Genomic DNA, 20,933 nt, shown 5'->3' on the forward strand with positions numbered 1-20,933 from the left:
CCCCCATATCCCTAAAGGGAGCTTCCCCCACCCATGCGGGGAAGCGGGAGTGTTCCCCGGTGCCGCACCGGGGAAGGAATCGCGCCAGCGAGGCCAGGGGGGAATCCTGAAGATGTGAGCTTTGATAACCCGGGCGCGTAATGCGCCCGGGTAAACTATCTACAGAAACAGAGAGTTCGGAATATGTTGCAGTTCATACTCCGACGTTTGGGACTCGTAATCCCGACGTTTATTGGTATTACCTTGCTGACGTTTGCGTTTGTCCATTTGATTCCCGGCGATCCGGTGCTGATCATGGCGGGTGAACGCGGAATGTCCCCCGAGCGCCACGCAGAGATGATGGCGGCGCTGGGCCTGGATAAACCCTTATTTCAGCAATATGTTCATTATGTCGTCGGCATTATGCACGGTGACCTGGGCATTTCGCTTAAAAGCCGCATCCCCGTTTGGCAGGAATTCGTGCCGCGTTTCCAGGCAACCCTGGAACTGGGTGTTTGCGCAATGATTTTTGCCGTGCTGGTCGGTATCCCGGCCGGGGTGCTGGCGGCGGTCAAACGTGGTTCGCTGTTTGATCATACCGCCGTCAGTATTTCGCTGGCCGGCTATTCGATGCCTATTTTCTGGTGGGGCATGATGCTCATCATGCTGGTGTCGGTGCACTTTAACCTCACCCCGGTGTCCGGGAGGGTGGGCGACACGGTCTTCCTGGACGACAGCATGCCGCTTACCGGCTTTATGCTGATCGATACCCTGATTTGGGGCCAGCCGGGGGATTTTAAAGACGCCGTGATGCATATGGTGCTGCCGGCCATCGTGCTTGGCACTATCCCGCTGGCGGTGATTGTGCGCATGACCCGTTCGGCGATGCTGGAAGTGCTGAGCGAGGATTATATCCGCACCGCCCGCGCCAAAGGCCTGAGCCGCATGCGCGTCATTATTGTCCATGCCCTGCGCAACGCCCTGTTGCCGGTGGTGACGGTTATCGGGCTGCAGGTCGGCACCCTGTTGGCGGGCGCTATCCTGACGGAAACGATTTTCTCCTGGCCGGGCCTGGGCCGCTGGCTGGTCGAGGCCTTGCAGCGCCGTGATTATCCGGTGGTACAGGGCGGGGTGTTATTGGTGGCGATCCTGATTATTGTGGTGAACCTGCTGGTGGACGTGCTGTATGGCGTGGTTAACCCGCGTATTCGCCACAAGAAATAGGGGAATGGAAAATGACTGAAATCTCTGAGCCGGTAATAACCGGCGCACCGAAGCCCATGACCCCGCTCCAGGAGTTCTGGCACTATTTTAAACGCAACAAGGGCGCGGTCATCGGCCTGGGCTATATCGTCCTGATGTTCGTCGTCGCCATCGGCGCCGGGGTCATCGCGCCCCATGGCCCGGCGGAGCAATTCCGCGAGGCCTTGCTGCGCCCGCCGGTATGGATGGAGGGCGGTAGCTGGCAGTTTATCCTGGGCACCGATGACGTCGGGCGCGATATCATGACCCGCCTGATGTACGGCGCGCGCCTTTCGCTACTGGTCGGTTGCCTGGTGGTGGTCCTGTCGCTGATATTCGGCGTGATATTCGGGCTGTTATCCGGTTATATCGGCGGATTGGTGGACGTGGTCATCATGCGCGTGGTGGATATCATGCTGGCGCTGCCCAGCCTGCTGCTGGCGCTGGTGCTGGTGGCCATCTTCGGCCCCTCCATCGTCAACGCCTCGCTGGCGCTGACGTTCGTCGCCCTGCCGCATTACGTGCGCCTGACGCGCGCGGCGGTGCTGGGCGAGGTGAACCGCGACTATGTGACCGCCTCGGGCGTGGCCGGCGCCGGACCCCTGCGCCAGATGTTTATCAACATCCTTCCCAACTGCCTGGCACCCTTGATCGTGCAGGCGTCGCTGGGCTTCTCCAATGCCATCCTTGACATGGCCGCGTTGGGCTTCCTGGGCATGGGCGCGCAGCCGCCGACACCGGAGTGGGGCACCATGCTCTCCGATGTGCTGCAGTTTGCGCAGAGTGCCTGGTGGGTGGTGACCTTCCCGGGGGTCATTATCCTGCTCACCGTGTTAGCCTTTAATTTGATGGGGGACGGACTGCGTGACGCGCTCGACCCCAAACTCAAGCAGTAACGAGGAAGCAATGGCGTTATTAACCATAGATAAATTATCGGTACATTTCGGTGATGAAGGAACACCGTTTCGTGCCGTCGACCGCATCAGCTACCAGGTGGAACAGGGCCAGGTCGTGGGCATCGTCGGTGAGTCCGGCTCCGGCAAGTCCGTCAGCTCGCTGGCCATTATGGGCCTGATTGATTTTCCCGGCCGCGTCATGGCGGAAAACCTGGTATTCAACGGCCGGGATTTGCAGAAAATCTCCAACAGCGAGCGCCGTCAGCTGATTGGCGCCGACATCGCCATGATTTTCCAGGACCCGATGACCAGCCTTAACCCTTGCTACACCGTAGGCTACCAGATTATGGAAGCCATCAAGGTGCACCAGGGCGGCAACCGCAGGACCCGGCGCCAGCGCGCCATCGATCTGCTGACCCTGGTGGGCATTCCCGCGCCGGCATCCAGGCTGGATGTCTATCCGCACCAGCTGTCCGGCGGCATGAGCCAGCGCGTGATGATCGCCATGGCGATTGCCTGCCGTCCCAAGCTGCTGATTGCCGATGAGCCCACCACCGCGCTGGATGTGACCATCCAGGCGCAGATCATCGAGCTGCTGCTGGATTTGCAGCAGCGGGAAAATATGGCGCTGGTGCTGATTACCCATGACCTGGCGCTGGTGGCGGAAGCCGCGCATCATATTATCGTCATGTACGCCGGCCAGGTGGTGGAAACCGGCAAGGCGACGGAAATCTTCCGCGCGCCGCGCCACCCCTATACCCAGGCGCTGCTGCGCTCCCTGCCGGAATTTGCCACCGACAAGGCCAGGCTGGCCTCGCTGCCGGGCATGGTGCCAGGCAAATACGATCGCCCCACCGGCTGCCTGCTGAACCCGCGCTGTCCCTATGCCACCGATTATTGCCGCCAGGTAGAGCCGGAGCTGCGGGATTTGCCGGATCGTCAGTCTAAATGTCACTATCCGCTGGATGATGCGGGGAGACCCACCCGATGAGCGAGACTATTTACGATCCGCAGGCAACCGCCTTGCTGCACGCGGTGGATTTAAAGAAATACTACCCGGTGAAAAAAGGGTTGTTCGGCAAGGAGGTCATGGTCAAGGCCCTGGACGGGGTATCCTTTACCCTGGAGCGCGGCAAGACGCTGGCGGTGGTCGGCGAATCCGGCTGCGGCAAGTCCACCCTCGGCCGTCTGCTGACCATGATTGAAACGCCAACGGGCGGGCAGTTGCATTACCTGGGCCAGGATCTGCTGAAACCTGATGTGACCGCCGCGCACCTGCGGCGCCAGAAGATCCAGATCGTGTTCCAGAACCCCTACGGCTCGCTGAACCCGCGCAAGAAGGTGGGGCAAATCCTCGAGGAGCCGCTGCAAATCAATACCTCGCTCAACCGCGCCGAACGGCGTGAGAAAGCGCTGGCGATGATGGCGAAGGTGGGACTGCGTACCGAATACTATGATCGTTATCCGCATATGTTTTCCGGCGGCCAGCGCCAGCGTATCGCCATTGCCCGCGGGCTGATGCTCGACCCCGACGTGGTCATCGCCGATGAGCCGGTATCGGCCCTGGACGTATCGGTGCGCGCCCAGGTACTGAACCTGATGATGGACCTGCAGCAGGATATGGGGCTGTCGTATGTGTTTATTTCCCATGACCTGTCGGTGGTGGAACACATTGCCGACGAAGTGATGGTGATGTACCTGGGCCGCTGCGTGGAGAAGGGCAGCAAAGAGGCGATTTTCAGTAATCCGCGCCATCCCTATACCCAGGCGCTGCTGTCGGCCACACCCAGGCTGAACCCGGATCTGCGCCGCGAACGCATCAAGCTGACCGGCGAGCTGCCAAGCCCGCTGAACCCGCCCCCGGGATGCGCCTTCAGCGCCCGCTGCCGCCGCCGTTTCGGTACCTGTACCGAACTGCAGCCGCAGCTTAAGCGCTACGGCGACCAACTGGTGGCCTGCTTTGCCGTCGATCAGGACGAGGCGCAGGGCATTCGCTGAGTTTGATAACAAGACCGTGCCTGCGGGCATGATGGGATTTTTCCTGCCTATCATGACCGCTTCAAACGTATGTGCAATTATGCCTTCGTACCCTTATTACCTCAGTGTCATCCTAACCTGATGACCGGTTACGCCAACAGTCCATAATAGATTTTTGTTATTGTTTATTCTCAGATATATGCGTTTTCGTTATGCACATAAACGTGCGCACAGTGAAACGATGAAACCGACCTTCTTAAATACGAAAGCCCAGCCATTAAACTAGCAAATGCTAAAAATTGTATCACTATTAATCTGATCAAAGCTGTGACAGAAGAGGCAAGAGATAGATAACAATTTTTCAAACATGTTTGAGGGCGAGTTTGCCGCCACCGCGAAGGCAAAAAAAAGGCAGCAGAATCAAGAAAACAATAAAGCGCGGGCCCAAGTTTTTAAAATGTTTTCAGGATGTAGGAAATTTTACTGATGATGATCATTATGGCTTGATTTGAAGGTATTATCTATGTGTCTGCCACATCCGTTTTTAAGGCGAATATAATGAATTATCTCTCAAAAAAGGAGAACAATTTTGCCACAGTATTTCTTCCTGCGTCGATGCCCAATCAATCGTATCTTGCTAGTCGTGAGGATCTTGATGCGATAATTCGCTGGGGATAAGCTGTTTTTAAAATCGGCGTCGAGCCGATGTATTCCTGCAGAACTTACTACGAAACGAGATCTAGACGAAACACCGGTTAAAGACATAGATATTTGGCAGCAAAGCAGACATACAGGGTATGAACATTGGTAAATATCATCCGGTGGAGGTGGGACCATGACTTCTGTCCCACAGTTTAGATGTTGATGCTGCCTACTTACTCCATAGGCTTAAAGTTGTAAATATTATCTGTGTTCGTTTTAGCTGGTTTAAGCTTTCTACTATCGCTGACATCTTTTAGAGCAAGAGAAACCCTTCGGCCTTTATTAAAACCGGTCGCATACATAATTTCACAAAGATCTTTCGAGTGAAAGTTCTGAAAAACATCAATATTTTTATGTATGTACTCGCCTGAAAAACAAACTTCCTGATCCAGTGCTTTCAGCTTATAGTTATTGCCAATTGTCATTTCAGTTATGTAATAAGCTTCGTAATCTTTTTGTATTTTAGATTCAATTAGGCTTATTTCAATTAGGTTGTTAGGGTTAATGATATGTAGTAAGTTTTCACTTTTTTTTATATCCTCGAATGTTAAACTAATATATTCATGACTACCAAATTCTTTAAACATGTATTTGGATTTATAGGGGATCCTGGATTTTATTACTTCACTTAAAGTTAATTGATACTGAGGGGTAAAAACTGCCTTAACCCATTTTATAACTAAACGCCAATGCATTAATCACCTCAGAATATTTAATATCAAGAAAAATATTTAATGGTTTTGATTATAATACCAACTATAGAATAAGATTTATATGCCGAAGGGACTAAATCCTGATCTATCGATACCGCAGTGAACAAATAACCTGTATCTTCAATAAATACACGTCTAAAACAAGGAGTGCAATTGTTTATTTTTACTAAAACAATATCTCCGTCATGGGGTGTGTTATCTTTTTTTACTATGCAAATTGTTCCGCTAGAGAATTGTGGGTATAGAGAATCATTATTTATATTAATAGCAAAACAATCATTATTTCCAAATACACATAATTCTGTAGTATAAGTATCATATGTATCCAACACGTTATCCAAAAATATATTTAATTCATTAAGTTTTATTAATGGCAGTGTTTTAATTTTTTTATGACTTATTGCCTGCCTTTCTATATTAATGTCTGTGAACTCGCTTAGGCTAACTTCAAAAAATTGAGCCAACGCGACAATCGTTGCGAGCGTAGGATTTCCGATACCTCGCCGCATACTATTGATAGTTGCTGTGCCAAGACCGGTTAAGGTGCTTAATTCTGTACTGTCAACATTTCTTGTTGACATCAAATAAACCAAATTTTTCCCAATAGTAAGAAGTGCTTCATGCTCACCATTTTGATTTTTTAAGTCAATTTTATGCATTATATTGTCTCTGTGATGATATATTGAAAAAAATACAGTATATTGTCACTCAGAACTAAAAACGAGTAATTTATGTCCGTTAGATATTGCTCTATTGTTTATTTTCCTAGTGGTTAGAATAATTAATATTAAGCTGAGTTATATAGATATTTAAATATATTTTATTCAAAATGATTGTCTATCAAAGTATATTTTTCCCTTGAAAATCACATGCTAGTTTACATTGACACAATCACCATATAACGAAGGAGACATAAAATTAATTTTTTCGATTATCTTCTCTCAAAAAAAGTTGAGTTTTCCCGTACACCGGGCGGATTAATCATAATCAACGATACCCTTGACCTTAGCGATAGTGGTGTGACTCATCTACCTGAATATTTAATTGTCATGGGATCATTGATTTTAAAAGGTTGTGCTATTAATAAGCTACCCAATAAACTCAAGGTTTATGATAATCTTGACGCTAAAGATACGAAGGTTCGGATATTACCAATAGACATAGAGGTTGGACAATCTATCTTCATGGAAAACACTAATATTGAAGCCCTACCTGATGATTTTCATTGTAATGATTCATTAGATCTTGAAAATACGCCTATCGATAAACTGCCCACAAACCTACGTGTAAATGGGTATTTAAATATAAAAGGAACCTTGATTACTGAATTAAGAGATGATTTATTGATAGGGGGCCCTCTACTTGTTGATTTAGAAAATCTGCAAAATCATTTTGCTTGGCGTAGTGTAGATACTGCGGCCTTAGCTTTTGAAGCAGAACACAATCATAAGCCTAAAAGTGCCATGCTTTTATCGCAAAGGTTAGATAATTGCTCTCAGATTTTTTTTGCAGTATGGGTATCCAGAACAATCAGGATTTCATTCTTGGATTTTTATGGGACAATGGAGCAATTCGTGGCTATTCATGATTCAGAGATAATTAAAGAAATTATGTTTGAATGTGTACAAGAATTAGACGAAAAGATAAAAAAATAAGTATATCGAATATAATTATTATAGCAGATATTCTCCTCCGGTACTTCGGCAATATACTGAGAGGAGAAACTGAATTTTTACTCTAATTTCCAGATTAATATTGATGTTAAATTTTAAAAAAATAGTACTTTTCATCTTTTATAACTTTAAGCTATTCGTTAATAGTGATATTTTAAAATATTTCTGACATTATAGGTACACTTTAATAATTAACCAGGAAGAAATAATTTCTAATAATAAATATGCTATATTTTTCAATTTGTATAAAAAGTAAATTATTCAATTAAACGAAGTAATAAAAAAGCATGACTTATTGAAATTTTGAAATTAAGATTATGACCTGTTCGCTCTAAATGTTAAAACTATTAAAGCACTACTAAAAAGTCTAAAGGCCTTAAAGATGAAGATCTTTTCCAATACAAGTATGTACACGTTAACAGACGATAATTTTTAAAAGGGATTTTATGAATACAGATTACAAGCTATACGGATTATTTGTCGGATTAACTGTTACCATCATGGTGATGTGCGACACATTGATGTTTAAGGTATTTAATTTAGGCGACTTTAGAATTACCGCTAGCGGCATTATATTTTCATTATTTTATTTATTATCAACTATTTCCACGGAAGTTTATGGTTATAAATTAGGGGGGCGTACGGTTTGGATTGTGGTTTTATGCCAAACAATATATGTTTTTTTAATAAATATATGTGCAGTTATTCAAGTTGATTCGAATGCCTATTCCCAGCACTATTATGGCCTCTACAATGACTTTTGGCGGGTAACCGTTGCGACCTGGGTCTCGATGCCGGCATCTTATTTTTGCAATAGCTTTTTAATATCCAAGCTTAAAGTGTATTTCAACGGCCGCTTTTTCATCATCCGCTATACCTTATCCGCCATGATGGCCCAGGCGGTATTGCTGATTACCGATTATCCAATCAGTTTATCATCTAAATATTCATTTTATGAATTAGTTAATATCATATCTACTACGTGGTGCTATAAAGTGGTTATGTCAATTATACTTTTACCCGTTGGCATTTACATCGTACACAAAATTAAAAAGATTGAAAAAACGGACTATTACGACTGGGGAATCTCTTATAATCCGTTAACTGTATTCAAGGGGACCAATGATGATGTTAAGAGGAATAAATTCGATGATAAAGGGTAACATTTTTTATGCATGTGGCCCTGTCGAGGGCCGCACGCGACTGCACTTGTAGTTCGGGTAATTATTTCAGCGACCAGTACGTCAGCATCCGCAGGCTGGCGGAATAGTAGTCTTCCTGCGGCTGGATATTGTCATTGACCTGCGCGCCGTTGCCCATGATGGCGTCACGAATGGCCAGCATGCCCGGCGATAGCATGAAATCGGCCTTGGCGCCGGTCAGCACATCGACCCAGGCGGGAGTGGCCAGCCGGTCGAACTGGCGCCAGTAGGCGACGTACGGCCCAAGCGCCAGGCTGTTGCGCTGCGCCCAGTTGATATACAGCGGTATGCGCACCGCGTCAAAGCTAAAGCGCGACGGCCAGCGATCGGAAGGCGTCAAGGCGCCATCCGCCCGCAGGGTGACCCAATCGGTGGGCAGCCGGGGGTCGCCAAAGCGCATCAGCCCCAGGATTTTAAGGGAATCGGCGGTTAAATCGTTCCAGATCTTCAAATGGCCGGCCTGGTAAAACGCCTGCCAGGCGGGGAAGATAAAGTATGACGGATTGAGCGTCACCGAGCTGGTCTGGTTAAAGCCCGACGCCCCCGGCAACAGCAGGTTGAAGCCGGCGAACTTAATCACATTGTGTTTGATTATCGCCGCCTGCAGCGCGTTCGACGCCGCGGTATAGTTCGGCAGTTTCCACTTGTCCCCGGCCTGGAGCAGCGCCCAGGCGATCAGGGTGTCGCCGTCGGAGGCATTGTTGATGTCGGCCACCGGCGGGGTAGCGGCGGGATCGTAGCGCCAGGAGTACAGGCCGATGTCTTTACGGTACAGATGCTGGTTGGTCCAATTCAACAGGGTATCGAAGGCGGCGCGGTCGTTATAGTTTACCGCCAGCAGCATGGCGTAGCCCTGCCCCTCGGTATGGCTGACATTGTGGTTGCCGGTATCGATAATGCGGCCTTCCGGCAGCATATAGCGGCTTTTATAATGTTGCCAGCCGGCGCTGTCGGCCTGCGCCGCGCCCGTCAGCAGGGCGAAAAACATAGCGAGCAGCAGCGGCAAATGGCGGGCAAATTTCATAACGCTTCAATCCCTTAAATAGTGTTTTGATAACTAAAAGTCATTATGCCTTCCGCGCTGTCCTGCTGCCAACGCAGCGCGACATGAGGCTGTCCGCCCTGGGCTAATATCCATTCAGCATAGGCGCCTTCCAGGATCGCCGCCAGCCCGGCGGTCCACTCCTCCGGCTCAGCGCCCGTAGCCGCGGGAGGAACGGCATGATGTATCAACGTGAGATGGGTTTCACCCGGCTGCAGCCGCACAAAGCCCCAATTGAATTCCGACCAGAGCCGGTTAAAGCCATCTTCCAGATCCCCGACCGTTTCGGCATGGGGTAAAGGAAAGCGCCCGGCCAGTTGGCTACCCATCAGGTTAAGGAACTGGCGGCGATCTTCGTCGCCGGCATTGGCGGCGATGCCGGAGATCATGATATCGAGCAGATCCTGCCAGCCGGGCTGATATTGCCGCCGGCGGAAGTAAACCAGCTCGGACGTTGCGTCAGATATATCCTGCATACTTATTTACCACCCAATAAATATTTAAAGTACACCAGCGCGGTGCTCTCGGAGTAGTCGCCAAAGGTGTCGTAGCCCACCTGCCCGCCCACGGACATATTGGGATTGATTTTATAGCTGCCGTTGGCGTGCACATTATAGCTGACGCCGTTTTCATTACGGGCGTCGTAATAGGCCGAATCGACGTATCCGCCGGCCACCAGTGATTCCAGGGCGGTTTGCAGCGCCGGATTATTCGGATAGTAGGCGCTTTTATCCTGTGAATAGGACTGATAGCCCACCGAGCCGCCCAGCGTCAGGTCCCAGTCGTCATACTTTTGGGTGTAATCCACCGGCAGCGAGACGCTGATATAGTTTTGCGGACTGAAATAGCCTCCCTGGCCGTAGCTGTAATAGCTGAGGTTTTTATCATAATCCATAAAGGTAATGTTAATACCGGTCTTCACCTCGCTATGGTCCTCGCGTAGCGGGCGGACATAAAATCCCGCCGATGAGGTGATGCCGGTATTGCCGGGAATATTGTCGCCCTGGTAACTGTAACCACCGACGCCGGCATACAGGCCCGCGTCGCCGTCGTCGTAGGAGTATTGGACGCCGCCGCCGTTTTTGGTGACCTGCCCCCATTTTTTACCGCTAATCTTATCCCTCGTGCCCACGTAGGAAAGCAGGCTGTCGGTGACCGCGCGTCGTTCGGCGGTAAAGATAAGCTTACTGAAGGTGGTCAGGCTGGGGGACCATTGAAGACCGCCCACCAGTGAGCTCAGATCCTCGCCCAGTGGCGTGGTGCCGACATCGGCCTTGTAGCTGTCGCCGCTGAGCGCCAGGTTGACCTCCACGCCGGAGGCCTGCTGCGAACCGGAGGAATCGGCGGCGTAATCGCCGGGATTGACGGTGGAGGCGGCATCCGCGGTCGAGGACGTGGTGGTGGTGGTGCTGCTCTGGGTGCCGTCGGAGTTGGTGGTGGTGGACGTGGTGGTGGTCGACGTGGTGGCGCCGGCGGCGGCGGTGGCGTTATTGGTGGCGTTTTCCACCATGCGTCCCTGCTGCAGCGCGCCGGTGCCGAAACGGTTGCTGACCGTGCCGCTGGTGGAGCCGGAATTTAACGAAACCGGCGTGACCGATAGTTTTAGCCGCGAGCTGTCGAACGGCACGCCGGAGAGCACCAGCGGCGCCTTGATTTCCGTCAGGCCGCTCAGGCCGCTTTCGCCGTCGCGGCTGCGGATTCCCACATCGCCTTCCACCCAGGTGGCGGTTTTTTGCTGTTCCTGATCAAGCAGCTGATTGATTTGTTTAAGCGTACGGTCTTCGGGCGTTTCGGCGCTGGCGGTTGCCAGCGTCAAGCCGGTCAGCGGCAGCGGCGCCGGGCTATCGGAACGCTGCCACGGCAGTACGGCGCCGTAGGCGGAAGCGGTGCGCGGCGCGGCCGCGGCCACGGTTTTATTAACGAAGGGATTGTCGGCGGTTTCCAGCCCACCGACAACCGGCGCGCCGCCGGGGCCGGCGGTATTCAGGCCGATGACCCGGCCTTTGGCGGAGCGCAGCAGGGCGATGGCCTGCTCATGATCCCCCGCCGCTTCCGCAATGCGCGCCTCGAGCACCATGCGATCTACCGAACGCGGTCCCTGCATGCCGGCCACCAGTCGTTTGGCGCGGGCGATATCGCCCTGGGCCAGGGCCGCGTTGGCGGCGCCTTCGCGGGCGCCTTCGTTTTGCGGTTCGCGCACCAGCACATAATCATAGACCCGCGCCGCCTGTTCGTTCATTTTGCCGGACTGGTAAAGACGCGCCATGGCCAGCATCAGATCGACGTTTTGCGGATCGCTTTGCATCGCCACGATGAGCTTATCGTAGGCCGCCGCGTATTGTCCGCGTTCGCGCAGTTCATCCGCCTGGTTAATCACCGAGCCCTGGCGAATGCGGCTCAGTTCGGCCGGCGTGCTGCTGGCCACGATGCGCGGATTATTCATCCAGGCCTCCGCCTCCGCGGTCAGGCCGGCCTGGTTGAGCACGCCGACCTGGGCCGCATAATCACCGGCATTGCCGTTAACGCCGGCGCGCATATTATTACGTACCAGCGCCACCGCGGCGGCGCTGTCGCCCAGGGTCATCAGATCCTGCGCCAGTTTGCCCACATCTGCCGGCGCGGCGGGTGGCGTTTGCGCCAGGGAGCGCAAGGTGTTTAACGCCGCCGTGCGGTTGCCCTCCTGGATATAACGTTCGGCGCCCGCCATCTGCTGGTTAAAGTTTACCCGCACGGCCAGATCGCGCATGGCGCGGTTGCGCCGGCTGTCGGGAATATAGGCCAGCAGCTGCGCCGCGGCGGCCCAGCGCTGAGTTTCGCTGGCGAACAGGGCGGCGGCGTAAAGGTTGTCCGCCGGCGCGCCGCGCTGGCCGGCGGCGGCCATCAAGGCCTGGGCCTGCGCGCTGTCTCCCTGCTTTTGCAGGATGCGCGCCATATCCAGGCGCACCCAGATATTGGACGGTTGTTTTTCCAGCGCCTGCTGCAGCAAATTCAATGCCCGCTGCGGATCGTTGGCTTGCATTGCCTGCGCGGCCTGGCGGCGCAACGGCTCGACGTTGACGCCGCCCGCCGCCACCTGCGGGCGCTTATCCGCCGGTATTGTTTCCAGCACCTGCTGCGCGTCGGCGGTCTTATTGGCCTGGCGCAGGGTATAGTAGAGTCCCAGCTTGGTATCGGTATTCTGCGGATCGCTCGACAGCGCGGTGCGATAGGCTTGCTCCGCGCCGGCCAGGTCGCCCCTGCGGCGCAAGACGTCGGCGCGGAACAGCTCCGCCGAGACGCCTTTGCTGCCTTCCGCCTGCGCCAGCGGCTCGCTGAGCGCCAGCGCCGCGTTCAGGTCGCCGGACGAGACGGCGCCTTTGGCTTTGTTCAGTTCGCCGTAAAAATGCGCGTCCTTGGCCAGCGCCGCCCATTGGGCGCTGTTCGGACCGCCTTGCTTCATTGCCTGGTTAAGGTAGTTTTCCGCCGCGCTGAAATCACCGCCGCGCATAGCGATATAACCCAGCCCGGCCAAGGCGTCGCCGTCGTTGGGGTTGGTGGTCAGCACCGCCTCGAACCGGCTGCGCGCCGCCGTAAGATCGCCGCTGTTCAGGGCTGAATAGCCCTGTCCCTTTTCAGCGCCGCCCACGCTTTCCTGAAAATGGCGTAATACCGCGCCGTCGCTGGGGTGGCGTTGCATATAATCGTCATAGACGGTTTTATCCCCGGGCTGCGGCGCCATCCAGATGAGCGCCTGGCGCAGGGCGTTGTCCGCCGCCTTGTTATTGGCCGCCATCGGCGCCAGCAGCCCGACGCCTTCGCGACGGGTGTTTTCGTCATAGGTCAGGATCCTGCCCAGCGCCATCCTGGCGGCCGTATCGGACGGCTGCTGGCTGACGCGGCTGCGCAGGCCGGCGATAGCGTCCGGGCGCGAGGCCGGAACCCCGGCCAGGGTTTCGTAATACTCTACCGCCAGGCTGTCCAGCGGCTGGTTGCCCTGGAACAGGGTGCGGTAGCTTTCGATGGCGCGCGCCGTGTTGCCCTGCGCCGCCAGTTGGCGCGCATTGGCTAATTGGGTCGGCGAGATGGTTTGCAGTACGCTGGCGCTGTCGAGGTTCTGCAGGCGCGCGTCGCCTGGCGAGGCCTTGACCAGCCGCTGGCGCCATTTCTGGGCCTCGGCCTTTTGTCCGTCGCGTAACGCGTAGAGCGAGAGCAGATACAGGGCATCGGCGTTATTTTCATCCACCGCCAGGATTTTCTGTAACGATTCCTGGGCCAAATCGTTATGGGCTTTTTCGTGCCAATAGGCTGCCTGCTGCAGCAACGCGTTAATGGCCGGGCTATTATCCGCTGCCTGCGCCAGGGCGGAAAACAGCGACAGGCCCGCCAGGCCGGCGACATACAGCGTTTTTAAGTCTTTTTTTATTTGCCGTTTCATTTTCTTTTACCCATATGGCCCAGTCAGGCAACGCATCTTATCGATACGGTTATTTGTTCGCGCTATTGGCCAGGCGTTTAGCCGCATGCCGCGCCAGCAGAACGTAAATACAACTTCCTATCAGTACCGCGAACACCAGGCCGCTTAAGGAAAGGAAAATAATATGCTGATTGGCGTACCAGATTATCATCATGTACCAGGGCATCTCCCCGCTGGGGAACTGGCTGCCCACGGTAAAACTTTTTACGCCGTTTTCCGCATTGATCACCGCTATATCGCCGCGAACGCCGGCATTAATGGCCGGTACCTGTAAATCAGCGTTAATATGCGACAACTGATCGCTGTCGGTGGCCGTGGCCAGTACCACTACCCGTTTGCCGGCCCAGGGCGAGGCGAAACTCAGGAATCCCCGCCAGGCGTCGGTGGAGGCCAGATAACGGTCCGCTTCCACGCCCTGACGGAAAAAACGCCCGGTAAAATAGCCTTTCAGGCGGGCGGTAAGCGTTTCTTCCTTGACCGACAGCAGGCCGTTGCGCATTTCATACGGCGAACCGGCCAGCAAATCGCGCACCAGATCGGTCTGTTTAAGCGAGGCGAAGGCGAGGATATCCTTATCCGCCAGGGGAATGCCGCCGGCGGCATGGTCTTGCAGGCCCAGGCGTACATCCACATGATTGAGGGCGATGCCGGTGGCATTGCCGGCGCGGGCGGCCATCGCCAGCAGCGTGGCGATTTCACCGGCCTCCGGTTTGGCGGGCAGCAGCATCACCGTTTGGGAGAAATCCGCCAGCCGGCTAAAGGGAAATGACGCGCCGACGTAATAGGACAGGTTGGGCAATAGCGTAAAATGGTGCGTCCGGCTCAGGTCGATGGTTGAGTCCGGGTCGATGCGGCTTTTGATATTATTGCTGGTCAGCAGGCTGCAGGGCGCGTCGGCCTTAGGCTTCAGGGCGAAATAAAATTCCATTTGGTTATCGCCGTAAATCAGATAAGGCGCCAGCTGCAGGGTAAAGGTTTCCTGGCGGGTATCGCCGCCCAGCTTGCGCCAGGCGGTTTCCACCAGCCCGTGCTTATTGACCGGCAAACTGTGCAGGAAGGTGCCGTTAAGCGTAATGCTCAATTGCGACGAATCTTCGTCTATCCAGTTTTCGGTCGGAAAGCGGTAATCAATTTTTACCGGGATGAAATCGCCATCCCACATAAACAGATCCGGGGCGGCGCGAAAGCCGATGCGTATGCCGTCGTGATACAGGCCGTTGGCGGTCAGCGATTCCGGGTTTTGCGCCAGATCCTTCAGATAGACCGGCTTGGTGGTGTCAATCCAGCGCGGCGCGTCGTAGGGCTGGCGTAACGGGATAGTCTGGTTTTGCACCTGGATGACATCCTGCCTGGCCGGCAGCGGCGACGAAATCAGGCGATAGGCGGCCTGGCGCATTTCATTACCGTTGCGCCCCACCACCAGCAACAGCTTATACACCGGATTGAGCGGATTATCGATCATCTGCAGCGTGGGGCCGGTTACCTGCGGCAGGGTGATATCGGCGATTTTATCGCCGGGCTGGCCGAACAGGATGCCGTTTTGCGCCGGCAGCTCGTTCAGGTGCACCGGGAATTCCATATTACGGTAGCTGGACAGCAGGCCAAAATAGGACGCCAGCATGCTGGCGGCCGCCACCGCGTCGGATTTGACCGTCTGGCCGAAGATAAACGCCACCGACGAGCCCTTCATCGACAACGGATCGTAAAACGGGCGCGGGAAATGGCTTAAGTCGCGGCCGATATCCAGTATCTGGCTGCTCAACTGCAAATGGCTGGTGGGCAGGACGGTCACCCAATATTTATCCGACAGATCCCGCTCGCACGTCAGGGTATTGTCGTCATTCACGCTAAAGCTAAGGTTGTTGTTACTGACGATCATTGCCGCCGGAATATCCAGCTCATAGACATTATCCGTGGCGCTGGCCTGGCTAAGCGCCACATTGCCCAGTTCCTGGCCGTTGAGCATCAGGCGCAGGCTGGTGTCCCGCGCGGCCAGGGCCGGGGAGACTTTCAGCGCCAGGTATAGCCGGGCGGTGGTCGCCACCTGATCGCGGGGCAGGGTAAACACAATGCCGGACTGGAGCTGGCCGCCGCTCAGCGTGAGGCCGTTCGGCTGGCCCATGCCGGCAACACTGATAGTGTCATCGTTGAGGGGGGTCACCTGCGCCAGTTGGCTATCGACGCCCTGGCCCGGCGCGGCGGCCTGCGGCGCCACGCTTATTACCGGCGGGGGAAAATCCATCGGCAGGCCGCCGGCAGGTGTGCCGACGGCGCTTGCGGTTGGTGGCGCGCTGCCATCGGCCGGCGCGCCGGCGCCGGTTGCCGCCGGGTCGGCGGCCGGGGATTGGCGCGTATCGTCAGCGGACTGGGCGCCCGCGCCGTCAGTATCCTGCGCCGCCGGAAGCGGCGGCAGGTGATAAACCGGCGCGGCCTGCGGATCGGCGGCAAAGGCCGCCCCGACGCATGCCGTGGCGCCGAGGCCGCCCAAGGCGGCGATCAGTAATACACAATGGGCTATCTTCCTGATACGAAATGGCATGCAATTTTTTCCGCGTGAGCTTAGGTCGCTTCGCCAGGTCCTGCGGACTTGGCATTCTTTCTTTTTTGGCCGCGCTCTTTCCAGGTGTTGTAAAAGAGCTCGAAGACGCAGCGGACAATGCTGGCAAATGAGTGCAGCGGCCGATCTTTCGGATAGGGCGGCACAATCCAGGCATCCGCGCGTGCCAGCACCACGCGCACCAGCTCACGTCGTTTTTCCAGCGGCATCGCTTCAAACATCAGGCGAATAACGCTGGCGTCGGCGCCAATCAGGCTGACCGGGATACAGACCGCGCCGGACTGCAGCCGCAGTTCCACTTCCTCGATGCGATCGGTTTGATAGCGGTCGTCGGGGGTTACCAGCTTCATCCCGCCCATGGAGAGGTCCAGGGTTTCGGTGCGCACCGAAATACCGCTGGCGTAGTGGATAATGGCCGGGATGCTGACATCGATACGGATAGTCTTGCGGATCTGGCGCGTTTCCTTGGCCACCGCAATCGCCGCCAGCAAAATGATGACGCTCAGGGACGCCCAGACGATATTGAGCAAAATCACCCGGGGATCGACGTTAAAATAGTCATGCATGATCGCGCGCACTACCCCGGCGGCAATACCCATGCCCAGAAGCACCGCCACGATCAGATGCGGTTTGACGATATGGAAATCAAAGAAGCCGACATCCAGTAACCCGCCTTTATCGGTGACGTTAAACTTACCGTGCCGGGGGGAAATCAGGGTCAGCAGGGTGGGGATAATCAAATGGAACGCCATGGTCGTTTCGTAAATTTCACCCCAGAAGGTATAGCGGAAACGCCCGTTCATGCGGGAATTGATATAGATGGCCAGGAACAAATGCGGCAAAACATAGGCAAAAATGGCGCTGGCGGAAGAGGCGATAATATTTTGGTTAAACAATAAATACGCCAGCGGCGCGGTCAGGAACGCCACGCGCGGCAGGCCGTATTGGAAATGCAGCATGGCGTTGAGATAACACAAACGCTGTTGCCACTTGAGGCCGCGGCCGAATAGCGGATTGTCCAGACGAAAAATCTGGGTCATGCCCCGCGCCCAGCGGGTACGCTGGATAACATGCAGCCCCAGGCGCTCGGTGGCAAGACCCGCCGCCAGCGGAATGGACAAAAAGGCGGAGTTCCAGCCCAGCCGCTGCAGCTTCAGCGCTGTATGGGCGTCCTCGGTGACGGTTTCCACCGCGAATCCGCCGATTTCTTCCAGCGCGCTGCGCCGGATCACCGCACAGGACCCGCAAAAAAAGGTGGCGTTCCAGTTATCGTTGCCCTGCTGCACCGGCCCGTAGAACAGCGCGCCTTCATTGGGGATATCGCGCGCCGCCGACAGGTTGCGCTCGAACGGATCGGGAGAATAGAAGTGGTGGGGCGTTTGGATCAGCGCCAGGCGATCGTCAATCAAAAAGCTGCCCACGGTGGCCTGCAGGAAGCCACGGGTGGCGACATGATCGCAGTCGAATACGCAGATAAACTCGCCTTTGGTCACGGTCATCGCATGGTTAAGGTTGCCGGCCTTGGCATGCTTATTATCGTTACGGGTGATATAACCCACCCCGGCATCGGCGGCAAACACCGCGAATTCATTGCGTTTACCGTCGTCCAGAATATAGATTTTCATCTTGTCGCGCGGGTAGTCGATACACTGCGCCGCAAGGACGGTATCACGCACCACGTCCAGGCTCTCGTTATAGGACGGGACGTAGACATCCACCGTCGGCCAGGTGGCCGGGTCGTCCGGCATAGGTTCAATTTTGCGCTTTAACGGCCAGGTGGTTTGCAGGTAACCCAGCACCAGGATAACCCAGGCATACATTTCGGCAATAAACAGGCCGATCCCCAATACCGCTTCAATCACCGAATTAAAGTGCAGCGTTTCGGTGGCGCGCCAATAGATATAGCGGGTGGACATCAAAAAAGACATCACTATCATGATGACGCTGATTAAATGGCTTTTACTTACGCCCAGCAGCAACATCAGTCCGATACTGAACAGGCCGAAGATGTATTGTTTGTCGCTGTCCATCGGCGTGATGATGATAAGCACGGCAACAGGCAGTAACAGTAAAAGCAGTATAGAAAATAGAAACTTATTCATGCCTGTTCCTGTGCTTATTATTTGATGCCGTGATTAGGCATGGCATAAAACTCGCCATCGCCCACTTTCACGCCGACAATGGCGGCGACTTTTTTGCTGATGAGTTCTATATCGAACGCGGCGGCGGACACCGGGCTGAATTCAATGATTGAACGCTGCGACGCGTTGGCTTCGGGTACGCACTCATCGCGGTGTATGGTGCCTAATAACCGGTCGCCCAGACGCTGTTCAAAAAACTGCGATACGTCGCGGCTTAAGTTGCGGCGCATATCGCTTTGATTAACCACATAATACTCCCCAAGGCGGTTATTCATCGGCGCGCCGAGGAATTTGTGGTTTTCCATTTGCGGTAATAAGGAAAGCGAGGCGGTATCCGCCAGCATGACCACAATGTGCATATCCGCGAAGGGTTGCACGGCTTTTAACGCCGCCACCGGGCCGGGAGGAAAATCGGCGATGACCACCAGGCCGGGGTAATTTAATACCGTGTTTAATCCGCGCAGCAGGAAATGCGGATCGCGGCTGATGGCGTTTTCAAACGCCAGACGCTGTTCTTCCTCCACCTCGCCATAGGGCAGGACAAACAGATTGGCGTCGGCTTTCAGGATAAACTGACTCCAGTCCACGGCGGTGGTGGCCTGTGCCACGTAGCCGCGGGTATCGGAAATCGGTACGCCGAAATGCAGCCGCAGCGCGTTTTGCACATCGAAATCGATAACCAGCACCTTGCTGCCGCTGCGGGCCAGGGCGTAGGCAAGATTGGCGCTGACGGTTGTTTTACCCACGCCGCCCTTCGGCGAACAGACACAGACTAACGGCATAACGCAATATTCTCTAAAAGAAGTGAAAGGAGCGTATCCCGACCCGACGGCATTGCCGATGACTGGGATTTCCGGTTAAACAGACTATTAAAGCGCATGGTACCGGCGGCATTGGCCGGCGCCCGGACCGATGACGCCGCCGTAGAAGACGTCCGGGCGGGTTGGTCATGCCGCGCTGCGTCAAAGAGCGATGCCGCGGCGGGGCGGCCGTGTTGCCCGGCGTCGAAAAGCGATGCCGCGGCGGGGCGGCCGTGTTGCCCGGCGTCGAAAGGCGATGCCGCGGCGGGGCGGCCATGTTGCCCGGCGTCGAAGGGCGATGCCGCGGCGGGTTCCTGTGACCGCGTGGGCACGGCGGCGGGCGGAGCGGCAAATTCCTGCTGTATGGCGTTAAGAAACGCGGCGCCCGCGGGCGCATTGCCGTCCTGGGGCGTGGCGACGGGCGCCACGGGGCCTATCGCCGGCAGCGCCTTGCCGACCGCGCTCATCAGGGGGGAAGCAAAAGACTCCGCCGCTGTTGAGGCCTGCGGCTGATAGTGGGCGTTTATGGCGCCAATGTCCCGATTAATATTTCCGCCCGCGCGCGGCTGCTGGGCCGCCAGCGGTTGCCCCAGCGGCGATGCGCTGAATTCTTTATCCGAGACGGGAGCGGGGGTGGGCTGTGTGGGGCGCCCCTGCTCCAGGGGATGAAAAGGTTCATCGGCCGTGGCCACTTGTTTTATAATCGCCCAGTTATGCGCGGTAATATTAGGATTGCTTTCAGCGATTTCTTTATAATCAATGCCTTCCATATTGAGTTTTTCTTTAAACCGCTTAATATCATCGTAATTATTCATTCCTACCTCACCGGATAAATTTGCGCGACCACTCTGCGGACCGCATTATCTTATGAACAAGACGGCGCCCGCGGGTTATGTTAGGGATGGTAATGGGCCTCGAGCCTGGCACAATGAAATGAATGAGAAGGTCCTCAAGACAAACTAATACAAGTTTCAATTTTTTACAAAGTTAAATCAAATGAAACACATTGAGCTGCGGTAAAATTATAGTCCCGTCTTGAGTGCCGAAGCAGTGAAAATGTAAATCTTCAACGCCGGCATGGGGCGGCTATGAATAAAAGCGATAGCCTGGGAAATGCCATTATCCTCTGCTCATGCTATCCCATTCGTGATGCCTGCGAAAAATTATAAAGAAAACTTAATGTCTTGTTAAAATAATGGCATTTCAAACTGCAACAAAACTGATGTAAGGCGCTGATTGCATTTTACACAGCTGTTGTTCTTCACGCCAGCGCCGCAACGTCAGGGATGCGCGGGGATTAATGCCCTATCTACCCCGCCGGCGCGCGCCAGGACCGCCATGAATCAGAATATTCCTAGGTAAAACGTCGTCATTATAACCGAGTGTCGCCGATAAGCGTTAAAGAGACGAAATGCCTGTTTTAAAAAATAAAACCCGGCGTGAGATAGTATATATTAGTATGCACAAAATCGCTCTGCGGCCCGCCCGGCAACTTTTGCTGCCCGAATCGCGAAAATATGCGCTGTCCTTCGTCATGGCCGGGGCCGGGGTGAGCC

15 protein-coding genes are annotated in these 20,933 nt (G+C 54.4%); 6 read left to right on the forward strand and 9 right to left on the reverse strand.

All coding sequences use genetic code 11. The annotated features are described in order from the left end of the window. Positions 1–183: 183 nt before the first annotated feature. From dppB to dppF, 4 genes are read left to right on the forward strand one after another with little or no spacing between them, the layout of a single operon-like run. The gene (gene dppB / locus ACL2XN_RS18565) at positions 184–1,203 is read left to right on the forward strand and encodes a dipeptide ABC transporter permease DppB (RefSeq protein WP_410013011.1); all 1,020 of its coding nucleotides are present in this window, start codon (positions 184–186) and stop codon (positions 1,201–1,203) included. Positions 1,204–1,214: 11 nt separating this feature from the next. Then, positions 1,215–2,117 carry a dipeptide ABC transporter permease DppC gene (dppC, locus tag ACL2XN_RS18570; protein WP_410013012.1) on the forward strand — a complete coding sequence of 301 codons (903 nt, stop codon included), beginning with the start codon at positions 1,215–1,217 and terminating at the stop codon, positions 2,115–2,117. Positions 2,118–2,127: 10 nt separating this feature from the next. Continuing rightward, complete coding sequence (gene dppD / locus ACL2XN_RS18575; protein WP_410013013.1) at positions 2,128–3,108, forward strand: dipeptide ABC transporter ATP-binding protein; 981 nt, start codon at positions 2,128–2,130, stop codon at positions 3,106–3,108. Beyond that, positions 3,105–4,115, forward strand: a complete 1,011-nt coding sequence (dppF, locus tag ACL2XN_RS18580; protein WP_410013014.1) for a dipeptide ABC transporter ATP-binding subunit DppF — start codon at positions 3,105–3,107, stop codon at positions 4,113–4,115. The genes dppD and dppF overlap by 4 nt, the downstream gene beginning before the upstream one ends. An 854-nt stretch (positions 4,116–4,969) precedes the next feature. Here dppF and ACL2XN_RS18585 read toward each other — a convergent pair. Next, positions 4,970–5,491, reverse strand: a complete 522-nt coding sequence (locus tag ACL2XN_RS18585) for a hypothetical protein (protein ID WP_410013015.1) — start codon at positions 5,489–5,491, stop codon at positions 4,970–4,972. Between the two features lie 23 nt (positions 5,492–5,514). Further along, entirely contained in the window at positions 5,515–6,168 is a 654-nt protein-coding gene (locus ACL2XN_RS18590; RefSeq protein WP_410013016.1) for a S24 family peptidase, read from the reverse strand. Between the two features lie 360 nt (positions 6,169–6,528). Between ACL2XN_RS18590 and ACL2XN_RS18595 the strand changes: the two genes are divergently transcribed. Both ACL2XN_RS18595 and ACL2XN_RS18600 read left to right on the forward strand, forming a co-directional pair. After that, complete coding sequence (locus ACL2XN_RS18595; protein WP_410013017.1) at positions 6,529–7,164, forward strand: hypothetical protein; 636 nt, start codon at positions 6,529–6,531, stop codon at positions 7,162–7,164. A 464-nt stretch (positions 7,165–7,628) separates the two neighbouring features. Next, positions 7,629–8,345 (forward strand): VUT family protein, encoded by a 717-nt coding sequence (locus ACL2XN_RS18600; RefSeq protein ID WP_410013018.1) that lies wholly within the window; start codon positions 7,629–7,631, stop codon positions 8,343–8,345. Between the two features lie 61 nt (positions 8,346–8,406). Here ACL2XN_RS18600 and ACL2XN_RS18605 read toward each other — a convergent pair whose 3' ends face one another. From ACL2XN_RS18605 to ACL2XN_RS18635, 7 genes are read right to left on the reverse strand one after another with little or no spacing between them, the layout of a single operon-like run. After that, positions 8,407–9,408 carry a glycosyl hydrolase family 8 gene (locus ACL2XN_RS18605; RefSeq protein WP_413729226.1) on the reverse strand — a complete coding sequence of 334 codons (1,002 nt, stop codon included), beginning with the start codon at positions 9,406–9,408 and terminating at the stop codon, positions 8,407–8,409. A gap of 14 nt (positions 9,409–9,422) precedes the next feature. Continuing rightward, positions 9,423–9,902: a cellulose biosynthesis protein BcsD gene (gene bcsD / locus ACL2XN_RS18610; protein WP_410013020.1), complete on the reverse strand. Its 480-nt coding sequence runs from the start codon at positions 9,900–9,902 to the stop codon at positions 9,423–9,425. 2 nt (positions 9,903–9,904) lie between these two features. Next, on the reverse strand, positions 9,905–13,840 hold the full coding sequence (locus ACL2XN_RS18615; RefSeq protein WP_413729227.1) for a cellulose synthase subunit BcsC-related outer membrane protein: 3,936 nt from the start codon (positions 13,838–13,840) through the stop codon (positions 9,905–9,907). Between the two features lie 49 nt (positions 13,841–13,889). After that, on the reverse strand, positions 13,890–16,418 hold the full coding sequence (gene bcsB / locus ACL2XN_RS18620; protein WP_413721674.1) for a cellulose biosynthesis cyclic di-GMP-binding regulatory protein BcsB: 2,529 nt from the start codon (positions 16,416–16,418) through the stop codon (positions 13,890–13,892). Positions 16,419–16,438: 20 nt separating this feature from the next. Then, entirely contained in the window at positions 16,439–18,538 is a 2,100-nt protein-coding gene (bcsA, locus tag ACL2XN_RS18625; RefSeq protein WP_413721673.1) for a UDP-forming cellulose synthase catalytic subunit, read from the reverse strand. A 17-nt stretch (positions 18,539–18,555) separates the two neighbouring features. Continuing rightward, a complete protein-coding gene (gene bcsQ / locus ACL2XN_RS18630; RefSeq protein ID WP_410013024.1) occupies positions 18,556–19,359 on the reverse strand; it encodes a cellulose biosynthesis protein BcsQ in 804 nt (267 codons plus the stop codon). Then, a complete protein-coding gene (locus tag ACL2XN_RS18635) occupies positions 19,350–20,192 on the reverse strand; it encodes a hypothetical protein (RefSeq protein ID WP_413729229.1) in 843 nt (280 codons plus the stop codon). Before ACL2XN_RS18635 ends, bcsQ begins: the two co-directional genes overlap by 10 nt. Between the last annotated feature and the right edge of the window lie 741 nt (positions 20,193–20,933).

Source organism: Sodalis sp. RH22 (genome assembly GCF_047324165.1).
Taxonomy (GTDB): domain Bacteria; phylum Pseudomonadota; class Gammaproteobacteria; order Enterobacterales; family Enterobacteriaceae; genus Acerihabitans.

Coding starts and splice junctions, on each gene's coding strand:
- dppB (WP_410013011.1), top strand. CDS start 184: ATGTTGCAGTTCATACTCCGACGTTTGGGACTCGTAATCCCGACGTTT.
- dppC (WP_410013012.1), top strand. CDS start 1,215: ATGACTGAAATCTCTGAGCCGGTAATAACCGGCGCACCGAAGCCCATG.
- dppD (WP_410013013.1), top strand. CDS start 2,128: ATGGCGTTATTAACCATAGATAAATTATCGGTACATTTCGGTGATGAA.
- dppF (WP_410013014.1), top strand. CDS start 3,105: ATGAGCGAGACTATTTACGATCCGCAGGCAACCGCCTTGCTGCACGCG.
- ACL2XN_RS18585 (WP_410013015.1), bottom strand. CDS start 5,491: ATGCATTGGCGTTTAGTTATAAAATGGGTTAAGGCAGTTTTTACCCCT.
- ACL2XN_RS18590 (WP_410013016.1), bottom strand. CDS start 6,168: ATGCATAAAATTGACTTAAAAAATCAAAATGGTGAGCATGAAGCACTT.
- ACL2XN_RS18600 (WP_410013018.1), top strand. CDS start 7,629: ATGAATACAGATTACAAGCTATACGGATTATTTGTCGGATTAACTGTT.
- ACL2XN_RS18605 (WP_413729226.1), bottom strand. CDS start 9,408: ATGAAATTTGCCCGCCATTTGCCGCTGCTGCTCGCTATGTTTTTCGCC.
- bcsD (WP_410013020.1), bottom strand. CDS start 9,902: ATGCAGGATATATCTGACGCAACGTCCGAGCTGGTTTACTTCCGCCGG.
- ACL2XN_RS18615 (WP_413729227.1), bottom strand. CDS start 13,840: ATGAAACGGCAAATAAAAAAAGACTTAAAAACGCTGTATGTCGCCGGC.
- bcsB (WP_413721674.1), bottom strand. CDS start 16,418: ATGCCATTTCGTATCAGGAAGATAGCCCATTGTGTATTACTGATCGCC.
- bcsA (WP_413721673.1), bottom strand. CDS start 18,538: ATGAATAAGTTTCTATTTTCTATACTGCTTTTACTGTTACTGCCTGTT.
- bcsQ (WP_410013024.1), bottom strand. CDS start 19,359: ATGCCGTTAGTCTGTGTCTGTTCGCCGAAGGGCGGCGTGGGTAAAACA.
- ACL2XN_RS18635 (WP_413729229.1), bottom strand. CDS start 20,192: ATGAATAATTACGATGATATTAAGCGGTTTAAAGAAAAACTCAATATG.